19 protein-coding genes are annotated in these 22,877 nt (G+C 69.1%); 6 read left to right on the top strand and 13 right to left on the bottom strand.

The window, feature by feature from the left end; genetic code table 11:
• Positions 1-44: 44 nt before the first annotated feature.
• The 4 genes from VT85_RS17665 (at position 45) to VT85_RS17680 (ending at position 3,228) form a co-directional block, all read left to right on the top strand.
• Positions 45-368, top strand: coding sequence for a hypothetical protein (locus VT85_RS17665; RefSeq protein WP_068418211.1), 324 nt, complete (start codon positions 45-47; stop codon positions 366-368).
• A gap of 76 nt (positions 369-444) precedes the next feature.
• A complete protein-coding gene (locus VT85_RS17670; protein ID WP_068418213.1) occupies positions 445-762 on the top strand; it encodes a hypothetical protein in 318 nt (105 codons plus the stop codon).
• 35 nt (positions 763-797) lie between these two features.
• Positions 798-1,463 carry a hypothetical protein gene (locus tag VT85_RS17675; RefSeq protein WP_068418216.1) on the top strand — a complete coding sequence of 222 codons (666 nt, stop codon included), beginning with the start codon at positions 798-800 and terminating at the stop codon, positions 1,461-1,463.
• Positions 1,464-1,599: 136 nt separating this feature from the next.
• Positions 1,600-3,228 (top strand): fumarate hydratase, encoded by a 1,629-nt coding sequence (locus VT85_RS17680; protein WP_068418219.1) that lies wholly within the window; start codon positions 1,600-1,602, stop codon positions 3,226-3,228.
• Positions 3,229-3,287: 59 nt separating this feature from the next.
• Here the strand turns inward: VT85_RS17680 and eno are convergent, their stop codons facing one another.
• The 7 genes from eno to VT85_RS17715 form a co-directional block, all read right to left on the bottom strand.
• On the bottom strand, positions 3,288-4,613 hold the full coding sequence (gene eno / locus VT85_RS17685) for a phosphopyruvate hydratase (RefSeq protein ID WP_068418222.1): 1,326 nt from the start codon (positions 4,611-4,613) through the stop codon (positions 3,288-3,290).
• Positions 4,614-4,642: 29 nt separating this feature from the next.
• Positions 4,643-5,668, bottom strand: coding sequence for a phosphotransferase family protein (locus VT85_RS17690; protein ID WP_068418230.1), 1,026 nt, complete (start codon positions 5,666-5,668; stop codon positions 4,643-4,645).
• Positions 5,669-5,681: 13 nt separating this feature from the next.
• A complete protein-coding gene (locus VT85_RS17695; RefSeq protein WP_068418233.1) occupies positions 5,682-6,452 on the bottom strand; it encodes a sugar phosphate isomerase/epimerase family protein in 771 nt (256 codons plus the stop codon).
• 129 nt (positions 6,453-6,581) lie between these two features.
• Positions 6,582-7,757, bottom strand: coding sequence for a hypothetical protein (locus VT85_RS17700; RefSeq protein WP_068418236.1), 1,176 nt, complete (start codon positions 7,755-7,757; stop codon positions 6,582-6,584).
• An 11-nt stretch (positions 7,758-7,768) separates the two neighbouring features.
• Positions 7,769-9,910, bottom strand: coding sequence for a hypothetical protein (locus VT85_RS17705; protein WP_068418239.1), 2,142 nt, complete (start codon positions 9,908-9,910; stop codon positions 7,769-7,771).
• Positions 9,907-10,467 (bottom strand): hypothetical protein, encoded by a 561-nt coding sequence (locus VT85_RS27750; RefSeq protein WP_068418250.1) that lies wholly within the window; start codon positions 10,465-10,467, stop codon positions 9,907-9,909. Before VT85_RS27750 ends, VT85_RS17705 begins: the two co-directional genes overlap by 4 nt.
• A 231-nt stretch (positions 10,468-10,698) precedes the next feature.
• Positions 10,699-11,367: an MBL fold metallo-hydrolase gene (locus VT85_RS17715; RefSeq protein WP_068418252.1), complete on the bottom strand. Its 669-nt coding sequence runs from the start codon at positions 11,365-11,367 to the stop codon at positions 10,699-10,701.
• A 118-nt stretch (positions 11,368-11,485) separates the two neighbouring features.
• On the opposite strand from VT85_RS17715, the gene VT85_RS17720 reads away from it, so the two are divergent.
• A complete protein-coding gene (locus tag VT85_RS17720; protein ID WP_197490839.1) occupies positions 11,486-12,877 on the top strand; it encodes an ArnT family glycosyltransferase in 1,392 nt (463 codons plus the stop codon).
• Here the strand turns inward: VT85_RS17720 and VT85_RS17725 are convergent.
• Positions 12,821-13,279, bottom strand: coding sequence for a hypothetical protein (locus VT85_RS17725; RefSeq protein ID WP_197490840.1), 459 nt, complete (start codon positions 13,277-13,279; stop codon positions 12,821-12,823). The genes VT85_RS17720 and VT85_RS17725 overlap by 57 nt on opposite strands.
• 125 nt (positions 13,280-13,404) lie before the next feature.
• Here VT85_RS17725 and glpK point away from each other — a divergent pair, with 125 nt between their 5' ends.
• Positions 13,405-14,913 carry a glycerol kinase GlpK gene (glpK, locus tag VT85_RS17730; protein ID WP_068418263.1) on the top strand — a complete coding sequence of 503 codons (1,509 nt, stop codon included), beginning with the start codon at positions 13,405-13,407 and terminating at the stop codon, positions 14,911-14,913.
• On the opposite strand, the gene VT85_RS17735 is transcribed toward glpK, so the two are convergent.
• The 5 genes from VT85_RS17735 to VT85_RS17755 form a co-directional block, all read right to left on the bottom strand.
• Positions 14,892-16,223, bottom strand: coding sequence for an MFS transporter (locus VT85_RS17735; RefSeq protein ID WP_082858693.1), 1,332 nt, complete (start codon positions 16,221-16,223; stop codon positions 14,892-14,894). The genes glpK and VT85_RS17735 overlap by 22 nt on opposite strands.
• 107 nt (positions 16,224-16,330) lie before the next feature.
• Positions 16,331-17,368: a DUF1559 domain-containing protein gene (locus VT85_RS17740; RefSeq protein WP_068418268.1), complete on the bottom strand. Its 1,038-nt coding sequence runs from the start codon at positions 17,366-17,368 to the stop codon at positions 16,331-16,333.
• Positions 17,352-18,692 (bottom strand): PQQ-dependent sugar dehydrogenase, encoded by a 1,341-nt coding sequence (locus tag VT85_RS17745; RefSeq protein ID WP_068418271.1) that lies wholly within the window; start codon positions 18,690-18,692, stop codon positions 17,352-17,354. The genes VT85_RS17740 and VT85_RS17745 overlap by 17 nt, the downstream gene beginning before the upstream one ends.
• A 165-nt stretch (positions 18,693-18,857) precedes the next feature.
• Positions 18,858-21,521 (bottom strand): pyruvate, phosphate dikinase, encoded by a 2,664-nt coding sequence (gene ppdK, locus VT85_RS17750; protein WP_068418274.1) that lies wholly within the window; start codon positions 21,519-21,521, stop codon positions 18,858-18,860.
• A gap of 375 nt (positions 21,522-21,896) precedes the next feature.
• On the bottom strand, positions 21,897-22,781 hold the full coding sequence (locus VT85_RS17755) for a DUF3179 domain-containing (seleno)protein (RefSeq protein ID WP_068418276.1): 885 nt from the start codon (positions 22,779-22,781) through the stop codon (positions 21,897-21,899).
• Positions 22,782-22,877 lie beyond the last annotated feature (96 nt).

A 22,877-nucleotide genomic window follows, 5' to 3' on the forward strand; every position in this document is an offset into this window, starting at 1 on the left:
TCGGATCGGGTGCGCCGGAATGCTCCGTTGGACGGGAGGACGATGTGGGGGATCACGAGTCGGCTCGCTCGAAGCAGCTCACCACCGGGCTCTGGCTGGTCGGGATCGGATTCATGCTCTTCAGCGGGCGGTTCTGGCCCGAGGTCTTGTTCCTGGTGGGTTCCGTCCGGCTGGTGGAATCGATCTACGACCCGAAGCGTAGGAACTCGCGCCGGGCGGGGATGGTGCTTATCCTGTTCGGCTTACTCATCGGTTGTCGGCTGGGGCTCGTCGAGATCCTCATCCTGGCGGGGGCCTGGATGGTCGCCTCATCCCTGTGGGCGTCCTCGTCGACCCGCAAGCCGAGGGTGGACCTCTCGCTCGAATAGCCGTCGTCCAGGTCGCCGGAGGCTCGTCGGAGCGAACCGACGAACGCGAGGATCATGGGAGGCCGGATCGTTGAGGATGATGCATCGGGACGACACGAGGGCGGTTTCGGCCGGCATCTGGCTGATCGGCATCGGGCTGCTGCTCGCCTCGCGACAGTTCTGGCCCGGGATCCTTTTCCTGGCCGGCGCGGTCTCGCTGGTCCAGGCCTACGCCCAGCCGAGGAGGCGGAGCGCCGCCCGCGCCGGGATCATCCTCATCCTGGTCGGCTTCTGGGCGATCATGCGGTTCAGCCTCCCGTTCTTCCTCGTCGCGATCGGGGTCTGGATGATCCTGACGTCGGCCATGACCACGGCCCCGAGCCGCAAGCCGTACATCGATCAAACGCTCGACTGAGCCCATCCCTGAGACGACGACTTCGGAGCCTCGCCATGTCCTCGGTCCTGCTGCCGCAAGCCTTCTGGTTCCGGGTCTCCGCCTCCTGTCCTCGGGTCGAAGATCTCCCGCGAGAAGGGAAAGCCGGCCGCCTGCTCGACCTTCCCAACGACTGCGCGATCCCCGACCTCGCGGCGCTCGACGGCCGGAGTTCGTGGGCCTCGGTGCGCGTCGGCTGGAACTCGCGAGGGATCGGGATCACGGTCGACGCCGACGGCCTCGGCGCGAATGCCAGGACGCCGGACCGGGCCGAGGGCTTCGCGAACGTCGTCTTCTGGATCGACACGCGCGACACCCGGAACGTCAGCCGGGCGACCAGGTACTGTCACCGTTTCCAGGGCCGTATGACGCTCGGCCGCGACAAGAAGACGCTCACCGCCGAGGTCGAGCAACGGCCGATCGCCCGCGCCACGGCCGACGCCCCACTCACCTCCCCTTCCCTCCTCGCGCATCGCTCCGAGCTGATCAAGAAGGGCTGGCGGTTCGAGCTGTTCCTCCCCGCGGCGGCCCTTCACGGCTTCGATCCCGAAACGAACCGCAAGCTCGGCTTCGCCTACCAGATCTCCGACGCCGAGCGCGAGGATCAATTCCTGGGCATCGGTCGGGACTTCCCGCTCGGGGAGAATCCCAGCCTCTGGTCGACTCTGGAACTCAAGGGGTGAGCCCGTCAAGCGGTTGAACCGACCTGTCCCAGCGGGCGGAAATCCCCTAAAATCGAGGTTCATCAGCCCCTCGCGCGGACGTCGCGGGCAGTCCCGCTCCGCGCCTCCTCGCCAGAGGGTTGCTGGAGGAACCGCAATGCCTGAATTCGCCTACCAAAACCCCTTCCCGCTTGGTCCCGACACGACCGAATACCGCAATCTTGGCAAGGACCTGGTCTCGACTGCGACCTTCGACGGCGACGAGATCCTCAAGATCCAGCCCGAGGCGCTGACGCTCCTGGCGCGCGAGGCCCTCCGCGACGTCTCATTCCTCTACCGTCCCGCCCACCTGCGGCAAGTCGCCGCGATCCTCGACGATCCCGAAGCCTCCCCGAACGACAAGGGGGTCGCGATCGCCCTGCTGCGGAACGCCGCCGTCGCCGCCGGCTTCCAGCTCCCCATGTGCCAGGACACCGGCACGGCGACGGTCGTCGCCAAGAAAGGCCAGCGCGTCTGGACCGGGGGCCACAAGGACGAGGAGTGGATCTCGAAGGGGATCTACGAGACCTATCAGCAGGAAAACCTCCGCTACTCGCAGACGATCCCGGTCTCGATGTTCGAGGAGATCAACTCGGGGACCAACCTCCCCGCCCAGATCGACATCCTCGCCACGAACGGTTCGAGCTATGATTTCCTGTTCGTCGCCAAGGGGGGCGGCTCGGCCAACAAGTCGTACCTGTATCAGGAGACGAAGGCCCTGCTGAACCCGGCGAGCCTGGAGAAGTTCCTCAAGGAGAAGCTCCGCTCGCTCGGCACGGCGGCCTGCCCGCCGTACCACCTCGCGGTCGTCGTCGGCGGCACCTCGGCGGAGGCGACGATGAAGACCGTCAAGCTCGCCAGCGCCAAGTATCTCGACCACCTGCCGACCGAGGGGAACAGGCTCGGCCAGGCCTTCCGCGACCTGGAGATGGAAGCGAAGGTCATGGAGATCGCCCGCAAGAGCGGCATCGGCGCCCAGTTCGGCGGGAAGTATTTCGCCCTCGACGCACGCGTGATCCGGCTTCCTCGCCACGGCGCCTCTTGCCCCGTCGGCCTGGGCGTCTCGTGCTCGGCCGACCGCAACGTCAAGGGCCGCATCGACCGCGACGGCGTCTGGCTCGAAGTCCTGGAGCGCGACCCCGCCCAGTACATCCCCGCGCGATACCGCACCGGCCTGGGCGCGGAGCACGGCGTGAAAGTCGACCTGAACCGGCCGATGGCGGAGATCCTGGCGGAACTCACCCAGTACCAGGTCTCGACCCCTCTCAAGCTCAACGGCCGGATGATCGTGGCGCGCGACATCGCACACGCCAAGATCAAGGAGCGGCTCGATCGCGGCGAGGGGATGCCCGACTACCTCAAGGCCCATCCGGTCTACTACGCCGGACCGGCCAAGACGCCCGAGGGGATGCCCTCCGGCTCGTTCGGCCCGACGACCGCCGGCCGCATGGACAGCTACGTCGACCTCTTCCAGTCTAACGGCGGCTCGATGATCATGATCGCCAAGGGGAACCGCTCGCAGGCCGTCACCGACGCCTGCAAGAAGCACGGCGGATTCTACCTCGGCTCCATCGGCGGCCCCGCCGCCCTGCTCGCCCACGACAGCATCAAGAAGGTCGAGCTGCTCGAATATCCCGAGCTGGGCATGGAAGCCGTCTACCAGATCGAGGTGGTGGACTTCCCCGCTTTCATCCTCGTCGACGACAAGGGGAACGAGTTCTTCTCGCAGCTCCCCGTCGTCGCCTGACCGGAACCCCTTCGTGCGGGCGACGCCCCTCGGGCGCGCCCGCATGGAGTCGGCGAGGCTCAGGGGAGCGTGGCACGTCCGGCGAAGCGGGCGTCCCGGCCGAGAGCCTCCTCGATCCGCAAGAGGCGGTTGTACTTGGCCAGACGCTCCGACCGCGCCACGGAGCCGATCTTGATCTGGCCCGCCGCGGTCCCAACCGCCAGGTCGGCGATGGTGGCGTCCTCGGTCTCGCCTGAACGGGCCGAGACGATCGGACGGAAGCCCGATCGCCGCGCCGTCTCCAGGGCGTCGAGCGTCTCGCTGAGCGTCCCCACCTGATTCACCTTGATCAGGACGGCGTTCCCCGCCCCGTTCTCGATTCCGCGACCGAGCCGCGCCGTCTGGGTGACGAACAGGTCGTCGCCGATGAGCTGGACCTTGCTCCCGAGGCGATCCGTGAGCGCCTTCCAGCCCTCCCAGTCGTCCTCGGCCAGGCCGTCCTCGATGGAAACGATCGGATAGCGCTCCGTCCAGCGGGCGAGCAACTCGATCATGGCCCCGGCGTCCAGGGGCCGCGAGCCGGTCGCCGAGAAGCGATAAGTCCGGGAGGACTCGTCGAAGAAATGGGTCGAGGCGACGTCGAGGGCGATCGCGCCTTGCTCGCCGGGGGTCAGGCCGCAGAGGTTCATCGCCTCCACGACGATCTCGAGCGCCTGCTCGTCGCCGCTCAGGCGGGGCCCGTATCCCCCCTCGTCTCCGACCAGCGTCGATTCCATGCCGAGCTTCGCGAGCACCTGGCCGACCGCCCGGTACATGGCGACGATCGTCTCCAGAGCCTGGCTGTAGCTCTCGGCGCCGATGGGGATGAACAGCACGTCCTGGATGTCCAGGTTTCGGCCCGCGTGCAGCCCCCCCGAGATCATGTTGACCATCGGCAGCGGGAGCGTCGGCTCCTGCGGGACGGCGTCGCCGAGGCCCTTCGCACGGGCCTTCCAGAGCCGATTCAGGTGGAGGAAAAGCTCCTCGCCCCGGGAGGCCGCCGACGCGTGCGCCACGGCCAGCGATACGCCCAGCAGCGCGTTCGCGCCCAGGCGACCCTTGTTCGGGGTGCCGTCGAGGGCGATCAGCGCGGCGTCGACCGCCCGCTGGTCGTCCAGGTCCATGTCCAGGAGCGCCGGGGCGATCGTCGAATGGATATTGGCCACGGCCTTCGACACGCCCAGGCCGCCGTAATGGGCGGGGTCGGCGTCGCGAAGCTCGAGCGCCTCATGGCGGCCGGTGCTGGCCCCGGACGGAACGATCGCCGTCCCCCGCGCGCCGTTGGAGGCGAAGGCGTCGACCTCGACCGTCGGACGACCGCGCGAATCCAGGACCTGACGAGCCTTCAACGACCGGAGAGTCGGCATCGCGGATCACCTCGGAGATCGAAATATGTTCAGGAGCGGGATCGACCGACGCGGTCGAGGATCTCGTGCATCCCGTCCCAATCGGCGGGAGCTTCCTCGAAGAGCGCCAGCGCCGAGCGCCTGGCCGTCTCGCGCCTCGGCCCGTCGAGATATTCGACCGGGCTCTTGCCGTCGACCCTCGCGAGCAGGCACGCGGCGGTGTGCCGGATCGCCCGTGAGGAAAGCTCGGCCGGGGGACCGAGACGATCGCCCAGTTCATCGAAATAGGCGGCCAGGAAACCCGCTGCGAGACGTTGATAGTCGGCGTCGCCCACCACCCCGTGGATTCGCTTGAGCGCCAGGTGGCTGAGGAAAAAGCCGAGGTCGAAGCCGGGATCGCCGAGGTGGGCGCACTCGAAGTCGAGCAGCACGAGCCCCCGCGCGTGGATGAGGATGTTCTTCGGGCTGAAATCGCCGAGCACCAGGCCGCGGCGGTCTTCAGGGAGATTCATCTCGGCGATCAGGGCGTCGAACTTCGGGGCGAGGTCGGGATGGGCCCGCGCCGTGGTCCGATAGTAGGGATCCACACGTAGCTCGTCGAAGAGCGACGTGTCGGCGAGGCGCGGCGAGAACGCGGGATGGCGAGGGGCCTGGGCGTGGATGATCGCCAGGAGCGTTCCCAGCCTGGCGGCGACCTCGGGGTCGGCTTCGCCGCGCATCAGCCGGGCCTTCCACGTCTCGGAGTCCTCCGGTGCGCAGGTCATCCCGAAGAGGTATTCCTCGCGATCCTCGAACAGGATGCGGGGCGTGGCGCCGGCGGGGAGGAGTTCGGCGAGCACGCGGAGCGTCGCGTACTCGACCCAGATCCGGTCCAGCCGGGCGAGCCACTCGACGGCCACCCGCAGCCGTTCGCGGCACTGTTTGACGACGAATGGTTCGCGATCGGCCGCGTCCACACGCAGCACGACGTTCGAGACGCCGCCGCTCAGCTCGCGCACCGAAACGGGGACCCCCGCGCCGATCCTCCCGGACTCGCGGAGGTAATCCGCCGTATTCTCGGCCGTCAATTCGTGCATGGTCGGGACCGGCTCAAAGGAGCGTTTCAAGGAGGAGCTTGAGCTTGCGGACCTCGACCTCGCGATCGAACGCGTTGTCGGGGCGATCGAGGATCGCGACGGTCAGGGCGCGATTGTAGCCGGCCCGTTGGAGCAGGTTGACGATCCGGGCGTACTCGATCTGCCCCTGGCCGATGCGCACCTGAAACTCGTTCGCGTGCTTCCCCGTGTCGCGCAGGTGGATGTTCTGCACGTAGGGATAGAGCTGATCGACGTCGGATTCCTTGGAGGGTCCGCCGACGTAATGGCTGGGATCGAGGGTCAGGCCGAGCCCGGGAACCGACTTGCAGAGCTTCAGCGCCGTGGCGGCGTCGCCGGTGACCGAATCACGATGCGTGATGAGGGCCAGGACGAGGCCCTGGCGCATGGCGGTCGACGAGAGGCTCGTCAGACGCTGGATCTCGGCGTCCAGCGACGAGCCCGCGGGGGCGGCCGTCATCGTGAGGACGGCGACGTTCAGCAATTTGGCGAACCGGCAGTGGTTGTCGAACCGCTTCTTCTGGACGGGGTCGGCCCAGTCGACCGGTCCGAAATCCAGATAGAGGGTCGAGGGGATGAGCGCCGGGCCTCGCTTGAGCCTCAGAATGGCCGCTTCCGGATCGTCGCCGACCTCGGAAGGGCGCAGGTGCTGGCCGTCCTCCACGATGGCGAGCTCGAACTTGTCGAACTCCAACTCGGCGATGTGCCGAAGGGCGGCCTCCAGGGGCTCATTCGCGAAGCAAAGCGTGCTACAGGCTACGAACACCGTCTTCTCCTCCTACGTCCCACCGCGCCCCGCGCCGGACTTCGCCCCCGGCGTCGCGGCGAGCCTCTCGGCGCGTCGAAGACCGGGGGATTCCCAGGCGGGCCCGGTCTTCCACCGGGCGAGCCGATCTTACCGCAGGGTTCGATCGGCCGGTAGGGCAGAAGCGGCCGGCGCGTCCTCGCGGGGCTCGGCCCGGGCCGCCGACAGGTCGCCGGGCCTGGTGCCCCGAAGGAGCGCCTGAAGGCCCGGGTGCCTGGCCCAGTGGGAATCGGCGAGGCGGGCGAACTCCGCGTAGCGTTGCTCGCGATACGCCTGCAAGGCGGCCAGGAGCGTCCGCTGGGCGTTGAGCCGCACGGCCTTGGGGGCGATCTCTCCCAGGACGCGGACGTCGTCGATCCAGAGCGTGCCGGGCCCGGTCGATTCGAACCGCAGTCGGGCTGATGCGAGCCCCCCGGGCGGGATGTCCGACGCCCGCACGACGAGCGCCCGCCACTCCGTGGAGACTGCGGCCTCGGATCGCCGGACGTAAGGTCGGCCCTGGTGTTCGCCCTCGATCCAGATGCGGACGTTCTGCCCCTTGTCGCCCCGTAGATAGGCCTGGACGAGCATGCTGGTCCCCGCGCCGGGGCGGAACTCGCCGCTGAGGACGGACGCCGCCCCCTGGGGAGACTCCAGCTTGAGGGAGCGAGAGCCGGCGTGCGGCTGCGCCTCGTCGAGCGAGGCGGCGGCCCCGCCTCGCGCCCCCGTGTCGAGCCTCCAGCCGCCGGGGATCGGCGTCGCCGTCTCGCCCACCGTCGCCGAGGCGGGCGTCACCGGCTCCTGCTCGAAGCCGGCGTTCGGCGGCTCCACCAGGGGGTTGTCCAGCCCTCGGTTCAACGTGGCGAGCTGGATCGAGAGGTCCTGAAAGCGGGCTTCCATCGTCGCCAGGACGGCCTCGGGGGGATAAAGCGTCGGCTTCTCCAGCGAGGCTCCCGCAGCGCCCACCCGGACGACCGACAGGCCGTAGGGGGCCAGGTCGATGACCAGTTGCCGCCCCCCATCGGCCGCCTGCGGGGCCAGCTTCAATCGACGTCCGAGGTCCTCCACGATCGCCGAGGGGTCCCCTTTGACGACCCCGGCCAGGCGGATCGCGTACGGGGTGTCGTTGACGATCTCCAGGATCGTTCGGCCCGAGTCGGGGAGGGCCCGGACCACGACGCCCGAATCCTTCGCTCCCGCGGCGGGCTCGGCGGCGGGGCGGTCGTTGACGGGAAGACGGCGGAAAACCTCGGAGAAGCGGCGGACCCGCTCCTCGCGACCGGCCACGGCCGTCGCGGTCAGGACGATCCATCGGGCGTCGAGCGCCGCGACCGCGTGGGCCGTCGGGACGTCGACCGCAAGTGCGTCCCCGGCCGGGGGGCCGTCGCAGTCGGTCGCGTGATTCGGCCCGACGCGCCGCCGAGGGGGGCTCGTCCTTCGCTCGGGACAAGTTCGTGCTCGGCGTGGAGGAAGACACCCCGCCGAGAGAAGGGGAGCAGCTTCTCGTCAAGGTCTGGGTGGACGGCCAGGTCGCGGGCCAGGTCGTCGGCCGACAGTCCCGCCCCCCGGAACAGCACCGGAGCCTCCGGTCCCTTCGGCCACTCCTCCAGATCGAGCCCGACGCTCCGCCACGCCTGGCTCGGCGCGAGCCCCGCGAGGTCCACGCGACGAGCCTCCGCGCCCACCGGACCGTCCTCGAGCGTAGGCGTGGCGAGGGCGAGGATCGATCGGGGCGCGGTCTTGCGTGCCGCCTCGTTCAACTCGGCGTACAACCCGGCTACGGCCTTGGATCGCCAGGTCAGCCAGGGCATTCGGCCCACGCCCGCGAGGTACTTCGCCCGCACCTCGAAACGCCCGGGGTCGGTCGACTCCAGGCCCGGGATCTCCTTGGCCACCTCCGGCCCGAACGTCTCGCGAACGAACCGGGAGAAGGTCTCGTCGTCCATGCCGGTGTCCGGCGTCCCCAGCAAGGTCGGGCCGCGTCCCAGGCGGACGAGCACCCCCGCGAAGCCGGCTCGCCCCCCGCTCTCGGAGAGGGCTTCCACGATCCGGCGCTTGATCGCCTCGCGGACTCTGGGGTGCAGTGGCTGGTACATCCCGCCGTCGGGTTCGCCGGTGGCCCCGATCCGCGCAAGGCCTTGTTGGATCGACTCGGCGGAGTCGGGCGGGGGGAGTTCGGGGAACGCATCGGGGCGGCCGAGGTCGGGCTCGATCCAGACCGCGACGCCGTTTCGGGCCAGCACGCGAAGGATCAGGTCCAGCCGGTCCGGCCCCGTCGCATCCTCGTACAGCCGACCGGCGAGCCGTCGCCGTCGGGGCCGATCCTCAAGTCGTTCGGGAAGGACGACGAACGTCGCCCCGCAGGTCGCAAGGTAGCTCGCGAGGTTTTCCGCCGTGGTCAGGGGGTCGTCCAGGCCCGGCTCGGGAGAGACCGAGAAGCGGTCCAACGCGTCCCTCCCCGCCAGGTGGAGCCCGACCCCGCGACCATCGGCGTCCGCCCTCGGCGGCTTCGCGTCGGTCGGCTGGGGATCGAGCTCGACGAGCCGGACCGAGCCGATGGTCACGTCGGAGGTGGGATGGCGATTCAGCAGGAACAGGACGGGCTCGGCCGCGCCCGGCCACAGGAGCCACTCGATCGTCGTCGCGCCGGGCTTCCCGGCCGGGGAGCCGACGCCGCAGGAGTCGAGCAGCACTTTCGGGCGGCGATCCGACGAGCCGGGATCGATGAGCAGGGCCCCCAGCGCGGACGGATCGCCGCCGGCGACCGAGACCGTCAGGCGGTGCGGACGTTCCGGGTGGAGGGCGGGATGCAGCGAGACCGCCGACCAGGCCAGCCCCCGTTCGTCGGCCGCGGCGAGCCGCCCGGGCTCGGCGCCCGCCTTGGCGATGAAGCCACGGAGCCACTCCCGCTCTTTCTCGTGACGAGACGCCTGGGCCAGGATCTCCGCGGGGGGCTCCCACGCCGAACCGCCGGAGACGGAAGGCGACCGGCCCCAGGCCGAGAAGCGGGCGCCGCGCAGCCGGGAGAGGTCGAAGGAGTCGATCTCCGCCTCGCGAAGGGGCGTTTCCCCTCCCAGGAGCGCGACCGAGGGCTTCGCGCTCTGCGGGGCGAGGACCACCATGACGACTCGACGCAAGGCCGAGCTGGCCCCGCCGACCGGCTTCCGACGACGGATCAGGCGACCGATCCGTGACCCCTCACGAGGTCCGGCGCCGGTCGCCTCCCACGCCGCCTCGACTTCCAGGACGTAGGTCCCTTCCTGGGTCGGGGCCGGGACCGACCAGATGCGAGTCGGCGGATCGGGGCGATTGGCGGGGAGCAGCTCGCGCTGCTCAAACTGCCAGACGGGCTCTTGCTTGCCGATCGGCCGGAGCACGGCCGTCGTCCGAACGGTCACGTCGATCGCGTCGGGCTGGAGGATATTGTAGCCGATGGTCACCGGGACCGCCGCGCCGGGCTCGGCGAGGCCCCCTCGGCCCCCGCGCCGAAATCGATCGCCAGCACGTCCCAGGCGACCCGCTCCAGGGTCAGGCTCAGTCCCGAATCCTGGGCGACCGTCTGGGTGCGGTCGAGGACGGCGGAGATCGGCGAGCGGACCTCCTGCTCGCCGCGACGGACCACCAGGGTCGAGTCGAGTCCGGCCTCGATCCTCAGCCGGACGCGGCCGGTCGGCTCGGAGCCCAGCCGCCACGCGCCGGCGTCGGTCGGCGAAGGTCCGCCGTCTCCGCGCCGCGAGGGCTCGGCGTCCCAGGGCCAGGCCACGGCCTCGAGCACGCGACCGTCGGAGAACTCCAGCAGAACGTCTTGCGCGGGGGGCTCCAGGGCCGGCTTCTTCTCGGGAGCGGCGGGCACGGCCCAGCTCAGCTCGACCGTCAGCGCGACTCTTTGTGGGGCCTCCTCGCCGTCGCGAAGTCCGACGCCGAGCGCGGAGGGGGCCAGGGTCCCCATCACGGACACGGCCAGAATCGCCAGGACCTCGCGCCATCCCCTGCGCATGCGCCCTTCGCCGCCTCTCCTCGTTCGTGTTCCCGGGGCCATCCTCGACCAGCTCGCGGCGTCCGTGCCGTGCGGTGGGTCGTGGGGCCGATCGGCCGTTCCATCCCGGCGGCACGCGGAAGGCGTACCGACGGGGTGCGTCAAGAAATGCATCTCAGTCCAGGAATCGGCGTTCGGCGGGGCGCACTTCACCCCAATTCGAGGAATCCGGCAAGATCGTTCCCGTCGCCCTCAATCGGCGAATCGTTCGACGAATCGCGCGAATCGCCGGGGGTCGCGGAGCGGAGGGCCGTGGCCGAACGCGATCAGGCGGGGCTCAAGCGCCGCGATCCGCCGCGCCGACCGGCGGTTCTCGGCCGGATCGAGGGAGAAGACCCGCTCGGGCTCCCGGAGCATCGCCACGCCCAGATAAATATGGAGATTCGCCACGACGTCGCCCAGGACCAGGACGCGGTCTCGTTCACGCCAGAACGAGATGTGCCCCGCCGTGTGCCCCGGGGTTTCCAGAACCGTGAAGCCTCCGACGTCGTCCCCCTCGCGGAGCCTCCGGGAGACCGGATGGGCGGGACCGGTCCAGCGCGGGCCGACGGTTCGGCTGAGCCAGTGGGGGGGCATCCTCGCCATGATGAGGCCCTCGGTCTCGGCGGCGTCGGCGTCGGCCTCGCCGCACCAGAGCGGGACGCCGAACGTCTCGCAGACGGCCCGGCTGGCGCCCTGGTGATCAGGATGGGCGTGGGTCAGGACGTGGGCCTCGATCTTGCGACCCCGGAGCTGCCGCAGGATACGACCGGTCGCGAAGCGGGTGCCGGCGTCGACGAGGACGCCCCCCATCAAGTAGACGTTGACGGCGTAGGGCGGGAAGCCTCGCAGCAATTCCAGGTCTTCGGCCAGGCGGATCATGGTTTCGATTCACTCCCGAAGCTCGACATTGACCATCCAGCCTTCCTCGATCATGATCGCCGCGCGCCCGGGGTCAAGCTCGGGCTCCCGGAACTTCAGGTCCATCGGGAGGATGATCGTGCAGGGAAGCAATCGACGGCTCGCGGTCGTGCTGGTCGTGGCCGTCGCGGCGAGGGCCGCCGCGGTCCTGGTGCTCCAGAGCCACCACGTCCCCCACTCCACCTACGAGCACGGCGAGATCGCCGCGTCGCTCGTGGAGGGTCGGGGCTTCTCGATGCGGTTCCTCGGCGGCGAGGGGCCGACCTCGCAGCAAGCGCCGGCCTACCCGATCCTCGTCGCCGCCGCCTACGCCGTGGGGGGCGTCGAGCAACCGCTGGCCCTCTTGATCCTGGAGTTGGGACAGGCCCTGCTGGGCGGGCTGATGGTCCTGGGCGTCTTTCGGCTGGCGCGACTCGTCGCGCCGGAGCGGCCGGCCGTCGCCTGGTGGTCCGCCTGGATCGCGGCCCTTCACCCGACCCTCGTCTACGCCGCCACCCACGTCCAGGTGGCCCTCCTGGCCGCCACGCTCATCGTCTGGACGCTCGTCTGGGCTTACCGCGCCGGGTCCTCGGGCTCCCGGCGAGACGCCGTCGCCGCCGGCCTGCTGACGGCCCTCGGGGTCCTCGCCGATCCGATCCTCGGCCTCGTCGGGCTGGGGGTCTGCGCCGCGCTCTGGCTCACCCGGACGACCGCGCCGTCGAAGCGGCCGATCTGGCTCACGGGCGCGATCATGTTCGCGGTCGCCGCCCTGGGAGTCGCGCCCTGGGTGATCCGCAACGCGCTGGTCCACGGCGAGTTCGTGCCGATTAAGAGCACGTTCGGTTATGCGTTCTGGCAGGGCAACTGCACGATCAGCCAGGGGACCGACAAGGTCGTCCGCCCGTCCGTCGAGGAGGTGATGGAGGAGTCGAAGGCGGCGGGGAGCCTCGCCGCCTACAATCAGACCATCTGGAAGGCTCGGCACACGGCGGGATACATCGACGACGTGGCCTTCACGCCGGACTTCAAGCGATACCTCGGATCGCTCCCGGAGCCGGAGCGGTCGCGGGTGCTCCTGCGGATGGCGATCGACGACATCCGCAACGATCCGGCGCGGTACGTCGGGCTCTGCCTCCACCGGTTCCGGTCGTTCTGGCTGTTCGACGAGACGAACCCGCGATCGCGGGTGCTGGTGTACCGGGTCTCGCACCTGGGCCTGACGGCGCTGGCGGCGCTCGGGCTGCTCTTCGGGGGGTCAGGCTTTCGACGGCGGTCGATCCCGATGCTGGCGACCGCCGCCGCGCTCAGCGTCTTCCATGCGCTGACGATCGTATCGGCCCGGTTCCACATCCCGATCGAGCCGCTGATGGCGGTCTGCGCGGGCGTGGGGGTCGCCGGGGTGGTCGAATTGCTCGTCGGACTCGGACGGGTCCGGTCAGTAGCCCCGGCCCGCCGCGTCGAACAGGTCGGGGTCGTAGGCCGGCTTGGCTGACGATCCGAGGGCCTCGGAGGCCTCACGGTCACGGTCGCGGCGATACCCCTGATGCGAGAGGACGCCGAGGATGAAGGCCGTGAGGAGGCCCCCCAGGCCGACGACGGCCGCGGAGCCCCAGATCAGTCCCATCATCGGCATGAAGTCCGGGCTGCGCGAGGAGATGCTCGCGGTGGCGAGCAGGGCCCCGAACATGGACGCGCACGGGACGCCCGCCCCGATCGCCACGACCGAACCGGCCCCCGGCGGATTCGAGGCCGACTGGAGCGGACGGCCCGCCTTGATCGCCTGCATCCGTTCCAGGTGTCGATGGTCACGATTCCGGCCGACATGCTTGAACACGAGGATGAGGGGGACCAGGATCAAGGGAAGGGAGATGCCGGCCAGTGGAATGATCATCACGTTCATCTCGTCGTCCTCGGTTATCGGTCCATCGAGTCGCAGCCTGGCCCGGCGACTCGAACTGAGACTCATGGTAATTTGAAACCCGATCCACGACCAGTTTCCCCAGCGAGAGGCCCTCTCCCATGGCCCGCGACCATCTCCTCGTCATCGACCAGGGCACGACCAGTACCCGCGTGATCGTGTACGACCTGAAGCTTCGCCCCGTCGGCCAGGGGCAGGAAGAGGTCCTCCCGACGTATCCCCGGTCGGGATGGGTCGAACACGACCCGCGCGCGATCGTCGCCTCGGTCGGCGCCGAGGTCACCACGGCCTTGCTCAACGCCCGGGTGCGGGCGGAGCAGATCGCCGCGATCGGCATCACGAACCAGCGCGAGACCACCATCGTGTGGGATCGCAAGTCGGGCGAACCTATCGCGCCCGCCCTGGTCTGGCAGGATCGTCGGACGGCCGAACACTGCAATCGACTGCGCCACGAGCAGGCCTGGATCTCCCGACGGACGGGGCTCGTGATCGATCCGTACTTCTCGGCCACCAAGATCGCCTGGCTCCTGGATTACGTGGAGGGGGCCCGTCGCCGCGCCGAGGCGGGCGAGTTGGCCGCGGGGACGGTCGACACCCTCTTGATTCGGCATCTCACCGGCGGCGCCGAACACCTGACCGACGCGACGAACGCCTCGCGCACCCTGCTGATGGATCTGGAAACCGACCAGTGGTCGGACGAACTCTGTGAAGTCTTCGGCGTCCCCAAGGGAATATTGCCGGAGATCCGCCCCAGCGCCGGGGATTTCGGCGAAACAAGGGGCCTGGACTATCTGCCGGATGGGATCCCGATCACGGGCGTGGCCGGCGATCAGCAGGCGTCGTTGATGGGCCAGGGCTGCGTCCGCGAGGGCCAGGCGAAATGCACCTACGGAACCGGGGCGTTCCTGCTGGCCCACACCGGGACGCAGATCGTCCCTTCCACGCACGGCCTGCTCGCCACCCGGGCGGCGACGATGCGGGGCGAGCCCGCGAGCTACGCCCTGGAAGGGAGCGTGTTCGTCGCCGGGGCGGCCGTCCAGTGGTTCCGTGACGGCCTTAAGGCCATCGGCGCGGCCCCCGAGATCGGCGAGATGGCCCGGAAGGGCGATCCCGAAGGCGACGTGGTCTTCGTCCCGGCGTTCACCGGGCTCGGCGCACCGCACTGGCGGCCCGAGGCTCGCGGCACCATCTTCGGGCTCAGCCGCGCGACCACCCTGGCCGACATCGCCCGCGCCGCGCTGGAAGGGGTCGCGTTCCAGATCGGCGATCTCATCGAGGCCATCGAGGAGGATCTGAGCGAGCCGCTGACGACCCTGAACGTCGACGGCGGCATGTCCCGCTCGGATGAGTTCCTCGAATTCCAGGCCGACGTCCTCGGCCGCTCCGTCGTTCGGAGCCCGGAGACCGAATCCACCGCCCTCGGCGCGGCGCTGCTCGCGGGCCTCGGCGCCGGCGTCTGGCCCGACCGCGCGACGGCCCTCGATCTGCTGGCCTGCGGCGGCAAGTCGTTCTCGCCGGTTCGAGGAGCGGTCTGGCGGTCCAAGGCCCTGGAACGCTGGCGCCGCGCGGTCGAGACGACCTCCGGCCACTACCGGCTCGAAGCCGACTGATCCTCCGCCGTCGGGGCGTAGGAGGGCCTCGCCGAGCGAAGCCGCCCGGCGAGCCACAGGCTCACCAGCGTGAACGCCGCCGCGAACCAGCCCACGCGTGGGAAGTGCAAGATGGTGCCGTCGGGGGCCTTGGCCAACATCCAGCCTCCGACGTCGGCCGCGACGCCCGCCGCCAGGTGCTGGACCGCCGAGTTGGCGCTCATGAAGCCCCCTCGCCGCGACGGTTCGACGCTCCCCGTGATCATCGCCATCGCCGGGACCATGCGTCCCGCGTTGCTGAGCATCAGGAGCCCGAAGACCGCGGCGGCCGTCCAGATCGGCACCACCCCCAGGTTCGTGATCGCGATGAGCAGGAAGACGGTCGTCGCGGCCACGATGCGAAAGACCCGGAGCTTCCCGAAATGGTCCGCCGCCCGGCCGATCGCCGGGGCGCCGAAGAGCGTCAGCAGCCCTCCGGTGACGAACACCCAGAACAACTGGTCCTCCCGGATCCCCGAGTTCCCCACCAGATACAGGCTAATGTAAGGAATCACCGAGAATCCGCCGAACATCATCGCCACGGTGAGTGCGAACGCACGCAGGTGGTTGGCTTGCCCGAACGTCTCCAGCGTCTTCCGCCAGATCGAGGTCGGCTGAACCTCTCGAATGTGGCCCCGCAACGGCGGCATCACGCGGAGCGCCAGGAACAGGACCGGAAGCCCGAGCCCCGCCAGGAGCAGGAACGGGGCCTGCCAGCCGTATCTCGTCCCGAGCGTCAACCCCACCGGGATGCCCACGACCGAGGCGATCGCGAACGACGACATCAGAGCCCCCGTCGCCCGGCCCCGGCGGCTCTCCGGGACCGCGTCCCCCACGATCGCGAGCGCCAGCCCTCCGAGGATCCCGCCGAAGACGCCCGTCGCCACCCGCGCCGCGAGGAGCGTCGGATAGTTCCAGGCCATGCCGCAGAGGAACGTCCCCATGAGGAACCCGGCGTAGAGCGTGAGGAACGCCGCCTTGCGGCCGAAGCGATCCATCACGAACGACGCCAGGAACCCCGCGACCCCCGCCGCGATCGTGTAGGACGACACGATTCGTCCGAACTGGTCCGGCGTCAGCCCCAGCACTCGCATGAGCTGCGGTCCCAGGGGCATCACCAGCATGAAATCGACGATGCTGGTGAATTGCACCGAGGCCAGCATCATGACCAGGACGAACTCTCGACGCATCTCCATGCGAAGCGTTCGATCCCCTTCCACCTCCCGACCGGCCTCCGGGCCGCTCGATTCGAAGATCGGGCCCGCCTCCTGCTCGACGGCCTGTCCATCCATCCGCACCCTCTTCCCTTTCGATCACGAGTCCCGTTGCACCGCCACCCTGCCATAGACCCCGGATCACGACCAAGGTTCTCCCTCGGCTCGCGAATCGCCCGTGGAACTCAGGGTGCCGCGGAGACGACTTCCCCCCCGGCGCGGGTCGCGACGGCTCGCCAGACGGAGGGATCGACGCCGTCCCCCACGAAAGCCACATGGCCGTCGCAATAGAGGACGTTCACGCCACCGGGGTGCTTGCTCCGCGCGGCCGTCCACCCGGGATTGTGGTACGTGATGCAATCGTACCGGCGGCCGTTTGGCGTCTCGTGATGATTATAGAGGGTGTTCAAGTAGTTCCCGTCCCACCAGCCGGCTCCCTTGTTGAACAACCACCCCAGCGGCGCCTGCCCGCAAGAGGCGTCGTCCAGTGGGGCGGCGGCCCGAGCGGAGGCCCGACCCGGCTCGAAAGGGATCGGCGTCGGGGAGGTCTGCGAGTAGGGCCCCGCGACCCCCAGGAGGTGTTCCGACGTGGAGGCGGTGAAACTCGTGCCGTCGACTACGTCGCGGATCGCTCGCGAAGGGCCCATGACGAACAGGCCGTTGGCGCCGCTTGCATCTCCGCCGCCGGAGCCGTCGCCGCTGCAGAAGGCGTAGTTGGTGGGCCCGGAGTCGTCGGCAGGCGGCGGGGCGCCGTCGCTCGGGCAGAGGAACAGCGCGATCCGCGTCCCCATCGCCGTCGAGTTGGCCGGGTGGAACGGCCAGAAGGCCGAGGCCCCCCCGGTCGGCCGGTACCCCAGGGCGAAGTCGAAGTTCAGCGCCTGGAACAGCGCCTGCTGCTCCAGGAACGGCGTGAGCTGCGCCAACGCCGACCACCGATACTGGGAGATCGAGGTCGTCGCCGGCACCGGCCTCGACGGGACCAGGAAGCCGACGGGGAAGCCCCCCAGGGCGTCATGGTAGTTGTGCAGCGCGATCCCGATCTGTTTCAGCCGGCTCACGCACTGGGCCCGCCGAGCCGCCTCCCGCGCGGACTGGACCGCGGGGAGGAGGAGCCCGATCAGCACCGCGATCACGGCGATGACGACGAGAAGTTCGATCAGCGTGAAGCCCCGACGCGCAGGCGCCGGGGCCTTCGCGGCGTCAGGATTACTTCTGCCCGACATGGGCGACTCTCCAGACGGTCCCCGAGGCGTCGTCGGTGACCATGAGCGAGCCGTCCTTCGCCGTCGCGACGCCGACCGGACGCCCCCAGACGTCGCCTTCGGGGGTGACGAAGCCCACGAGGAAATCCTCGTATTCGCCCGTCGCGACGCCCTGCTCCACGGGCACCCGGACCACCTTGTACCCGGTTCGTCGGGCCCGATTCCAGGAGCCGTGCTCGGCGGCGAAGATGTGTCCGTGATACTCGGCGGGGAACGCTTCGCCGTCGTAGAACGTCAGGTCCAGCGACGCCGAATGCGACTGGAGAAGCACGTCCGGGGTGATGACCTTGGACTTCAACTCCGGGTGCTTCCCTTCGTGGCGAGGGTCCTGCTTGGCCCCGGTGAGGTAATACCAAGGCCACCCGTAGAAGCCCCCCTCCTCCACGTGCGTGATATAGTCGGGGACCAGGTCGTCACCCAGGCCGTCGCGCTCGTTCACGGACGTCCAGAGCCTCCCCGTGTTCGGATCGATGGCGAGGCCCACCGGGTTGCGGATGCCCCAGGCGTAGGTCCGCTCGTTCTTGCCGTCGGGGTCGAACGCCAGGATGTCGGCGCGACGGTCCTCGCGGGCGTCGTCGTCGACGTTCGAGCGCGAGCCGACCGAGACGAACAGGGTCTTGCCGTCGGGCGAGAACTCCAGGTCGCGGGTCCAGTGGCCGCCGCCGCCGACCGCCTCGTCTCCGGTCGGGATGTTCCCGATGATCACCTCGGCCGCTCCGGCCGCCTTCGCATCCCCGCTCGCATACGGGAACCGGACTACCGAGCCGGTGTTGGCGACGTAGACGTGCTTCGGCTCGGGACCGGGCGGGTGGAAGGCGATCCCGAAGGGCCGCGTCAGTCCTTCGGCGAAAACTTCGTCGACCTCGGGCTTGCCGTCGCCGTCGGCGTCGCGAAGCACCCGAACGCGGCCCGCCCCGCTCTCGGCGACGAAGAGGTCGCCGTTGGGTGCGCGGGCGATGACGCGGGGCTGCTTCAGGCCGGTGGCGAATTTCGAGACCTCGAAGCCTTCGGGTGCCTTCGGCCAGGCCCCGTCCGGCTGACTGACGACCTTCGGGTTGTTCCGGGCGGACGGGGTGTCGTAAGGCGTGGAAAGGTCGTCGAGCGTGATGAGCCGACGAACGCCGGGCGCGTCGGTCGTCCAGTCTCCCAGCGCATCCTTGCCCTTGAGGACCGGGCGGTTCGTCGCCGGCCCGTCGGCGGCCCGCGCGACGGACTCGAACCCGACCGGGCCGAACGTCCAGATGCCAAAGGCGATGGTCACGGCGTCTCTGAGGCGCAACGTCATGGGGGGCCCTTCGGGGTTCAGGAGGTGGGGGTCGTGGATCCCTAGTTTACCGGAACTTCGACTCCGTGCCTCGCTCGACCGCGAATTCGGGGCCGAAACGAACGAAGGCCGCCGGACGGGAGTCCGGCGGCCTTCGGTTTTTTTCAGGACGAGCGGAGGCTCGCCTTACTTGTCACGGCTGACGGCGCCGAGCGCGGCCTGGGCGGCGGCCAGGCGGGCGATCGGGACACGGAACGGGGAGCAGGAGACGTAGTCCATGCCGATCTCGTGACAGAAGACCACGCTCTCCGGGTCGCCGCCGTGCTCGCCGCAGATGCCGACCTTCAGGTGCTCGCCGTGCTTCTCGCGGCGGGCCTTGCGACCCTTCTGGGTCCCCATCTCGACGAGTTGGCCGACACCCGACTGGTCGAGCGTCTGGAACGGGTCGACGGGGAGGATCTTCTGCTCGACGTAAGTCGGCATGAACGAACCGATGTCGTCACGGCTGAACCCGAAGGTCAGCTGCGTCAGGTCGTTGGTGCCGAACGAGAAGAACTGGGCCTCCTCGGCGATCTGGTCGGCCGTCAGGGCGGCGCGGGGGATCTCGATCATGGTCCCGATGAGGAACTCGACCGAGGTTCCGGCCTTCGCGAAGACCTGCTCGGCGACCGCGAGGGCCCGCTTCTTCAGGATCGACAGCTCCTCGACCGTGCCGATGAGCGGGATCATGATCTCGGGAAGGACGCTCTTGCCCTTCTTCTTGACCTCGATCGCGGCTTCAAGGATGGCCCGGACCTGCATGTCGCCGATCTCGGGGAACTTGATCGGCAGGCGGCAGCCGCGGAGGCCCAGCATCGGGTTGGCCTCGTGAAGCTGCTCGACGCGGCGCTTGACCTTCTCGACCGGGATGCCGAGCTGCTTGGCGACTTCCTGCTGGCCGACCTCGTCGTGCGGCAGGAACTCGTGCAGCGGCGGGTCGAGGAGGCGGATGGTGACCGGCAGGCCTTCCATCGCCTCGAAGATGCCGACGAAGTCCTCGCGCTGGTAGGGCTCGAGCGAGGCGAGCGCCTTCTCGCGGCCGGCGGTGTCGTCGGCGAGGATCATCTTGCGCATGTCGACGATGCGCTGGCCTTCGAAGAACATGTGCTCGGTGCGACAGAGGCCGATGCCTTCGGCGCCGAACTCGCGGGCCTTCTTCGCGTCGGCCGGGGCGTCGGCGTTGGTCCGGACCTTGAGGGTGCGGACCTTGTCGGCCCAGCTCATCAGCTCGGCGAAGTGGCCGGAGATACTCGGGTCGACGGTGGGCACCTGGCCGACGATGACGTCGCCGTTGGTGCCGTTGATCGTGAGATGGTCGCCCACCTTGACGACGGTGTCGCCGATCGTGATCCGGCCGTTCTTCTCGTCGATGACGATCGCTTCGCAGCCGACGACGCAGGGCTTGCCCCAGCCGCGGGCGACGACAGCCGCGTGGCTGGCCTTGCCGCCGGTAGCCGTCAGGATCCCCTTCGCCAGGTGCATGCCGGCGACGTCCTCGGGGCTGGTCTCCTTACGGACCAGCAGGATCGGCTCGTCCGGGTGCTGCTCGTGGAAGGCGACGGCCGCGTCGGCCGAGAGGATCACCTTGCCGCAGGCGGCGCCCGGGCTGGCGGCGATGCCGCGGGCAATCGCCGTGACCTTCGCCTTGGGGTCGAGCTGCGGGAGCAGCAGGTGATTCAGGCTGTCCGGGTTGACCCGCTTGATGGCGGTCTTCTCGTCGATGAAGCCTTCCTTCACCATCTCGACCGCGATCCGCACGGCCGACGACCCGGTCCGCTTTCCGGTGCGGGTCTGGAGCATGTAGAGGGTGCCCCGCTCGACCGTGAACTCGATGTCCTGCATTTCCTTGTAATGCTGCTCGAGCTTCTTGCGGATCGCCATCAGCTCGGCGTAGACCTTGGGCATCTCGGAGTCGAGCTGGGCGATCGGCTCGGGGGTCCGGATGCCGGCCACCACGTCCTCGCCCTGGGCGTTGATGAGGTAGTCGCCGTAGAAGACGTCCTCGCCCGTGTTGGGGTCGCGGGTGAAGGCGACGCCGGTCCCCGAGTCGGTCCCGGTGTTGCCGAACACCATCGCCTGGACGTTGACCGCCGTCCCCTTGAGGCCGGTGATCCGCTCGATCCGGCGGTACTGGACGGCCTTGTTGCCCATCCAGCTGTTGAAGACAGCCATGATGGACTTCCAGAGCTGGTCCTTCGGGTCCTGCGGGAAGCCTTCGCCGACGTGCTTGGAGTAGACGGCCTTGTACCGCTTCACCAGCTCCTTGAGGTCGTCGGCCGACAGGTCGGTGTCGAGCTTGACGTTCTTCTCTTCCTTCAGCTTGACCAGCTCGTGCTCGAAGTGCTCGTGATCGACCCCCATCGCGGTCGATCCGAACATGTCGATCAGGCGGCGGTAGCCGTCGTAGGCGAACCGGGGGTTGCCGGTCTTCGCGGCCAGGCCCTCGACGGCGACGTCGTTGAGGCCCAGATTGAGGATCGTATTCATCATGCCCGGCATCGACAGAGCGGCGCCGGAGCGGACGCTGACCAGGAGCGGATCCTTCGAGTCGCCGAACTTCTTGCCGGTGAGCTGCTCGACCTGCCGGAGGGCTTCTTCCACCTGAGGCTTGACGGCCTCGGGGAGCTTGCGACCGGACTCGTAGTAGTCGTGGCAGACTTCGGTCGTGATCGTGAAGCCAGGGGGGACGGGGATCCCGATCGAGCTCATCTCGGCGAGGTTCGCCCCCTTGCCGCCGAGCAGTTCCTTCATGTCGGAGCGACCTTCGGCCTTGCCGCCGCCGAAGGAATAGACGTATTTGGACGTGGACATCAGACTCGAAAACTCCTGGACAGGGCCAGTCAAGAAAGTCCAACAGCTCCAGACGATGACGAAGCCGGGGGCCTCGGGGCCTGCATGCACGCCTCTGGTGGAGAGGGAGGGAGCCGGTTCCATCCGGCTGAATCGCCGATTCTGGTGGGCCGCTGAACGGGACGACGACGAACATAGCCGGGTATTGCGCCGCGGCCGAACGTCGAGAACGTGCGGTATCGTATTATCTTGTCAAAATACAAGTTAGCGGTTGCCGGCCCCCCCGTCAAGGAGGGAGTGGAGCGATCGTCGCGCGCGAGGCGATCCGGGCCGGGGTCGCGAGGATCGCGGCGAGATGGAGGGGGGACGGCTCCCCCCCTCGGAGTGGGCGGGATTTCAGTCCGACGGAAGCCCCGCGGTCCGGGCGAGCGAGCCGACGAGCAGGCGAGACTCCGGATTCTCATCCTTCCACTCGCTCCAGGCTTGTGGCCGAAGGTGGCGGACGAGGGCCAGTTTCTTCCCCTTGTGGGGGCCGCTGAACGAGACCAGGGCGTCGTCGTTTTCCGTCCACAGGCTCTCCGTGCCCCGGTCGTAGAGGACGTGGTGCCCCCGGGCGCTGAAGCCGGTGGAGCCCAGGGTGATCCGATGGCCTTCGATTCGGGGGTCATAGATCGCCACGTCGTCCTCGGGTCCCATGAACGGGTCGAGATGGAGGAGGAAGGGGGTCCCGTCGACCACGTCGTTGACCACGAGGACCTTGGCCAGGACCGTCATGGGATAGGCACATCGGGTCTTCCCGACCGAGAGCCCGACGACGTCGGCGGCGGCGGGGATGCGTCCCCAGATGGGGCCCCCGTTCGTCTCCACGGCGGGGTAGTCGATGGCCTGGGCCACGTCGCGGCCGACCGGGTCCCCCAGCGTCGTGGGGTCGCACTCGTCCCGGCCCAGGGTGAACCAGGCGTGCCCGCGGCCGGACTCCCACCCCGACCAGACGAGGACCCGGTCCCCCTCGACGCGAAGCGAGGGGACGGGCTTCGCGGCGCGGGAGACGCGGGGATAGATGTTGGGATACCCGACGACCGCCGACGCAGCGGCGGCCTCTTCCTCTCCCAGCAGGTTCTGCCATTCCGACCAGAGGTACCGGCCCAGCATCGATACGGCGACGAGGCAGAGGGAGAGAAGGGCGGCGGTCGCCAGCGTCCGCGAGCGGACGCTCTGGCGAGGAATGGCGGGGGTCGGGGCGGAGAGGTCGGTTCGCAGTGAGAGGTCGCGCGGTTGCATGGCCGTGAATCCCTCCAAAACGTCCAGAACGAACGTGGGGACACGTGAAGAGGGGTGCCGCGTCGTTATGACAGACTCGGATGGCCACGTCAATCG

It is taken from the genome of Planctomyces sp. SH-PL62 (assembly GCF_001610895.1).
Taxonomy (GTDB): domain Bacteria; phylum Planctomycetota; class Planctomycetia; order Isosphaerales; family Isosphaeraceae; genus Paludisphaera.

Coding starts and splice junctions, on each gene's coding strand:
- VT85_RS17680 (WP_068418219.1), top strand. CDS start 1,600: ATGCCTGAATTCGCCTACCAAAACCCCTTCCCGCTTGGTCCCGACACG.
- VT85_RS27750 (WP_068418250.1), bottom strand. CDS start 10,467: ATGCGCAGGGGATGGCGCGAGGTCCTGGCGATTCTGGCCGTGTCCGTG.
- glpK (WP_068418263.1), top strand. CDS start 13,405: ATGGCCCGCGACCATCTCCTCGTCATCGACCAGGGCACGACCAGTACC.
- VT85_RS17715 (WP_068418252.1), bottom strand. CDS start 11,367: ATGATCCGCCTGGCCGAAGACCTGGAATTGCTGCGAGGCTTCCCGCCC.
- VT85_RS17670 (WP_068418213.1), top strand. CDS start 445: ATGATGCATCGGGACGACACGAGGGCGGTTTCGGCCGGCATCTGGCTG.
- VT85_RS17740 (WP_068418268.1), bottom strand. CDS start 17,368: ATGTCGGGCAGAAGTAATCCTGACGCCGCGAAGGCCCCGGCGCCTGCG.
- VT85_RS17735 (WP_082858693.1), bottom strand. CDS start 16,223: ATGGATGGACAGGCCGTCGAGCAGGAGGCGGGCCCGATCTTCGAATCG.
- ppdK (WP_068418274.1), bottom strand. CDS start 21,521: ATGTCCACGTCCAAATACGTCTATTCCTTCGGCGGCGGCAAGGCCGAA.
- eno (WP_068418222.1), bottom strand. CDS start 4,613: ATGCCGACTCTCCGGTCGTTGAAGGCTCGTCAGGTCCTGGATTCGCGC.
- VT85_RS17690 (WP_068418230.1), bottom strand. CDS start 5,668: ATGCACGAATTGACGGCCGAGAATACGGCGGATTACCTCCGCGAGTCC.
- VT85_RS17745 (WP_068418271.1), bottom strand. CDS start 18,692: ATGACGTTGCGCCTCAGAGACGCCGTGACCATCGCCTTTGGCATCTGG.
- VT85_RS17755 (WP_068418276.1), bottom strand. CDS start 22,781: ATGCAACCGCGCGACCTCTCACTGCGAACCGACCTCTCCGCCCCGACC.
- VT85_RS17675 (WP_068418216.1), top strand. CDS start 798: ATGTCCTCGGTCCTGCTGCCGCAAGCCTTCTGGTTCCGGGTCTCCGCC.